4 protein-coding genes are annotated in these 4356 nt (G+C 68.0%); all 4 read right to left on the bottom strand.

Annotation, left to right across the window (positions count from 1 at the left end; all coding sequences use genetic code 11):
- On the bottom strand, positions 1-2078 hold a 2078-nt coding region (locus VFA16_RS10150; RefSeq protein ID WP_324967688.1), incomplete at its 3' end, for an RNA helicase.
- 87 nt (positions 2079-2165) lie between these two features.
- A complete protein-coding gene (gene tatC, locus VFA16_RS10145) occupies positions 2166-3023 on the bottom strand; it encodes a twin-arginine translocase subunit TatC (protein ID WP_414687685.1) in 858 nt (285 codons plus the stop codon).
- Between the two features lie 124 nt (positions 3024-3147).
- Positions 3148-3378: a Sec-independent protein translocase subunit TatA gene (tatA, locus tag VFA16_RS10140; RefSeq protein WP_324967686.1), complete on the bottom strand. Its 231-nt coding sequence runs from the start codon at positions 3376-3378 to the stop codon at positions 3148-3150.
- 29 nt (positions 3379-3407) lie between these two features.
- Positions 3408-4356: YafY family protein (locus VFA16_RS10135; protein WP_324967685.1), on the bottom strand; the 949-nt coding region annotated here is incomplete at its 5' end.

Raw genomic sequence — 4356 nt, 5'->3', positions numbered from 1 at the left:
TCGATGCGCAGGTAGCGCTCGGCGATTCGCAGCTGGGCTTCCCTACCGGGCGCATGGTGGGCGGGATGACGACGCAGCTGCTCACGCAGCGACACCAGGTCGCGGTCGGTGTCGTCGCTGTCACGGCGGGGGCTGCGCTTGCCGCGGCTGGGCGGGCTCGGCAGGCCAGCGGCGGCCGATCGCAGCGCAGACGCCAGGTCCCGGCGCACTCGGGGCTGACGGTGTTCTACCCGCTTGGGCAAGGTCATTGACCCGACCGGCGTCGACGTGCCGGAGTAGTCGGCCGAGGAAATCCGGCCCGCCCAACGGTTTTCGGTCAGCACCAGCGGCCGGGGATCGCTGCTGTCGCGGTCGGATTCCAGGACGACGGCCAAACCGCCGCGGCGGCCGTGGGTGATCGTGATGATGTCGCCGCGGCGCAGCGAGGCCAGTGCGTCGTTGGCCGCCTGCCGGCGCTGCGCGCGCGACGCCCGCGCCTGGGCGCGCTCCCGCTGCGAGATCCGTTCCCGCAGCCGGGCGTAGTCGAGGATCGGCGCAGCGTGGCCGCCTAACTCGGCGGCGATCTCGTCGAGCAGCCGCTGGCCGCGCTCGATACCGCGGACCAGGCTCACCACCGAACGGTCGGCCTGGTATTGGGCAAATGACTGCTCCAGCAGCTGGTGTGCCTGCTCGGGGCCCATCCGGTTCACCAAGTTGATCGTCATGTTGTACGACGGGGCAAAGGAGCTGCGCAGCGGGAACGTGCGGGTGGACGCCAGGCCGGCGACTTCGGCTGGCTCCACATCTGGGTGCCAGACCACCACGGCATGGCCCTCGACGTCGATGCCGCGCCGACCCGCCCGGCCGGTCAGCTGGGTGTATTCCCCCGGTGTCAGCGGCAGGTGCTGCTCGCCGTTGAACTTCACCAGCCGTTCCAGCACTACCGTGCGGGCCGGCATGTTGATGCCCAGCGCCAACGTCTCGGTAGCGAACACCGCCTTGACCAGTCCCGCGGTGAACAGCTCTTCGACGGTGTGCCGGAACGCCGGCAGCATTCCGGCGTGGTGGGCGGCCAGCCCGCGCATCAGCCCTTCGCGCCACTCGTAGTAGCCCAGCACGGCGAGGTCTTCGTCGGCGAGGTCGCCGCAGCGGTGGTCGATGACCTCGGCGATCCGCGCCCGATCCTCCTCGGTGGTCAAACGCAGTGGCGAGCGCAGGCATTGGGCGACGGCTGCGTCGCAGCCGGCCCGGGAGAACACGAACGTGATCGCCGGCAGCAGCCCTTCGCGGTCCAACGTCGCGATGACGTCCGGGCGGCCGGGTGGCCGGTAGAAACCCTGTCGCGGACCGGATCGTCCGGACGCGCGCCGCCGCGGCTGCCAGTCGGTGAGCCGATCCGCCTCGCGGCGATTGGCGATGTGGCGCACCAGGTTTGGCGATACCCGCGGCTTGCCGCCGTCAGCGTGGTAGTCGAACAGGTCGAAAAGGCGCTTGCCCACCAACATGTGCTGCCACAGCGGCACCGGCCGGTGTTCGTCGACCACCACCGTGGTGTCGCCGCGCACGGTCTGGATCCAGCCGCCGAACTCCTCGGCGTTGCTGACCGTCGCTGACAGGCTGACCACCCGCACCTCGTCGGGCAGGTGCAAGATGACCTCTTCCCACACCGGGCCGCGCATCCGGTCGGCGAGAAAATGCACCTCGTCCATCACGACGTAGGAAAGCCCTTGTAGCACAGGAGAATCCGCGTAGAGCATGTTGCGCAGCACTTCGGTGGTCATCACCACCACCGGCGCGTTGGCGTTCACCGACAGGTCGCCGGTGAGCAGCCCGATCGCATCCCGGCCGTAGCGTGCGGTCAGGTCGGTGTGTTTCTGGTTGCTCAGCGCCTTCAGCGGCGTGGTGTAGAAGCATTTGCCGCCCGCGGCGAGCGCCAAGTGCACGGCAAATTCGCCCACCACCGTCTTGCCCGCCCCGGTCGGCGCGCATACCAGCACGCCGTGGCCACGCTCGAGCGCCGCACACGCCCGCTGCTGAAAATCGTCCAACGCAAAGGGCAGTTCGGCGGCGAACCGGGCCAGCTCAGGTGGGGTGGTCACGGCGCCGCCGAATGGCGCGAGCGGGCGCAGTTGTACGTGGCCGCCGGCGTGTCGGCGCACAGACACGCCCGCTCACGGCTTCGGGGGCTACGTGATGTCGTCATGGGCTCCGGCGATGTGTGACGGTTCCGGAACAGGTGACGGCGGCTCGATCGGCGATGCTTCGTCGTCGGGAATCATGGCTTGCCGCTTGGCTTTGCGCTTGTCGTGCAGCCGGGCGATCTGGATGGCCAGCTCGAGCAGCAGGGTTAAGGCCACGCCGAGCGCGATCATCGAAAACGGATCAGAGCCGGGCGTGAATACCGCCGCGAACACGAACAGCGCGAAGATCAGTCCACGTCGCCAGGCTTTTAGCCGGGCGTAGCTCAGCACACCGGCCAGGTTGAGCATGACGATCAGCAGCGGGAACTCGAAGCTGATCCCGAACACCAGCAGCAGGTTGATCAGGAACCCGAAATAGCGATCGCCGGACAGCGCGGTCACCTGCACGTCGCTGCCCACGGTCAACAGGAACCGCAACGCCTTGGACAACACCAGATAGGCCAGCACCGCTCCAGTCATGAACAGCAGCGCCGCCGGAATCACGAAAGCGATCGCAAAGCGGCGCTCCTTCTTGTAGAGCCCGGGGGTAATGAACGCCCACAGCTGATACAGCCACATCGGGCAGGCCAGCACCAAGCCCGCCGTCAGCCCGACTTTCAGCCGCAGCATGAACTGGTCGAACGGCGCCGTGGCCAGCAACCGGCATTGGCCGTTAGGGGCGATTTCGGCGCGGGCCGACTGCGGTAGCGCGCAGTACGGATGCCGCAGCCACTCACCGAGGCTTTCCAGCCCGAACAACGAATGCGAATACCAGACGAATCCGAGTGCTGTGGTGCATGCGATCGTGGCCAGCGATATCAGCAACCGGGTGCGCAGCTCGGTGAGGTGATCCACCAGCGACATCGTGCCGTCGGGGTTGGTGCGGCTGCGGCGCAGGCGCGGATCGAGGCGCCGCAAGATTCGGGTGGTGCGCACGGTCAGTCAGACAGCGCGTGCGGTGCGTCCGCACGCAGGGGTCGACGGCAGGCTAGCCCGACCGTCCGTCGGCCGCCGGCGGCTCGACCCGTTCCGACTGCACCGATGTGGGACCGGCCGGAGATTCCGACTTGTTCTCGTTCTGCAGTTCACGGACCTCGGACTTGAAGATTCGCAACGACTTGCCTAGCGAACGCGCCGCGTCGGGGAGCCGCTTGGCACCGAACAGCACCACGACCACGACGGCCAGGATCAGCCAGTGCCACGGACTAAGACTGCCCACTTTGGTTACCTCCAGACGTTCACCCGATGCTACCGCGCCGCGGCCTGGTAGGCCTCCAGCGCCGCGGCGGCGGCCTCGCGTACCCGCTTAGCTAACGACTCCGGCGCCACGACCTGCACCGCGGAGCCGAAGCCGAGCACGAGTCGCGTCATCCAGTCTTCGAAGGCGTAGGTCATCGCTGCCTCGAAGTGACCGTCGGGCAGCTCGCGCAGCAGGCGCATCGGGTAATACTCGAACATCCACGACGCCGACGGCGCCACCCGCAGCGTGGCCGACGGCAAGGATGGGTCGGCGTCGAACAGTGACGTATCGGGTGGCGATTGCACCGCCGGTTCCGGAGGTGCGGCCGGTTCGTCGAGCACCCTAGCCTCGACGATGCGGTCGAACCGGAACAGCCGCACCCCGTCGGCTTCCCGTGACCACGCCTCCAGATAGCTGTGGTCGCCGATCAGCAGCACCCGGATCGGGTCGACCACCCGGCTGGACAGCGTGTCATGTGAGGCGGAGTAATAGTCGAGGGCCAGTGCGCGGTTGTCGCGCACTGCGGCGCGCACTGCGGCCGCGGCTTCGCTTTCGGCGGGTGCCGGTTCCTCGACAGCGGCCGCGTGCGTGCCGTGCGCGGCGCTGCCGGCGGCCGATTCGATTTTGGCGATCGCGCTGCGCGCGGCCTCCGGATCCACCAGCCCTGGGATGTCGGCCAGTGCTCGCAGTGCCACCAGTAGGCCGGTCGCCTCTGGCGAGGTGAGCTGCAGGGGCCGGTCGATGCCCGCGGAAAACGTGACATCGATGGTGTCGCCGGAGAATTCGAAGTCGATCAGGTCACCGGGCCCGTAGCCGGGAAGCCCGCACAGCCACAGCTGCTCGATGTCCTCGTCGAGTTGCTTGACGGTCACGCCGAGGTCTGCTGCAGCCTTGGCGCGGGTGACCCGCGGGTTGGCCTGGAAGTAGGGGACCATGTTCAGCAGCCGCACCAGGCGA

The organism is Mycobacterium sp. (genome assembly GCF_035653355.1).
Taxonomy (GTDB): domain Bacteria; phylum Actinomycetota; class Actinomycetes; order Mycobacteriales; family Mycobacteriaceae; genus Mycobacterium.
The sequence above is the reverse complement of the archived record's forward strand: the minus strand, read 5'-3'. Positions and strand labels throughout refer to the sequence as shown.